Source organism: Bacillus sp. LR--39, from assembly GCF_053613335.1.
The window spans coordinates 1-742 of sequence record NZ_JBSIOT010000792.1; the positions used below are offsets into that span (position 1 = coordinate 1).

The 742-nt window shown below is 45.4% G+C and carries 1 protein-coding gene; it reads right to left on the bottom strand.

Features of this window, described 5'->3' with window-relative positions; genetic code table 11:
* Positions 1-742: cardiolipin synthase (gene cls / locus ACWHAR_RS26570; protein WP_452088361.1), on the bottom strand; the 742-nt coding region annotated here is incomplete at both ends.

Here is a 742-nt window from a genome sequence, read left to right on the forward strand (position 1 = left end):
AATGTTAACGTCAATGCCCGAAAGGCAAGCGATCCTTAAAGCATCCAGCAGGCTTGCATCTGGGATAAAATAAGGTGTTTGTATCAAAATGGAACGCTTGGCGTTCGAAATCATTTTGATGTAGCCATTTTTAATTTGTTCCCATTCCGAATCAGGGCCGCTTGTGACAATCTGCATCCCGACGTTGCCTTTTGGGCCGTAATCAGGAAAGTGATTTGGAATATATGTCAGCGTATGGTGATGAGAAGCTTGGTTCCAGTCAAGGATGAACCGTGTTTGGATGGCGTGCACGGCCGTTCCTTGCAGCCGGATATGCGTATCCCGCCAATAACCGAATTTCGGATTAAGCCCTAGATACTCATCTCCGACGTTAAAGCCTCCGACATAACCGGTCATTCCGTCTATGATCACAAGCTTTCGATGGTTTCGGTAATTCAGCCGCAGGTTAATCGGCCTGAGCTTTGACGGGAAAAAGACCTCCACATGCCCGCCAGCCTCGCGAAGCTCTTTAAAAAACTTTTTTCTCAGCGTTCTGGACCCGAGTTCATCATAAAGCACTCTGACCTGAACACCTTCTTTCGCCTTTTGGATGAGAGCGTCCCGCAATTTTTTGCCTAATTCATCGCCTTTATAAATATAATACTGTAAATGGATATGATCCTTAGCCTTTGAAATGTCACTCAGCAGCCGCTGAAATTTATCCCGTCCATCTGTAATGACTTCAACTGAATTATCCTCTGTA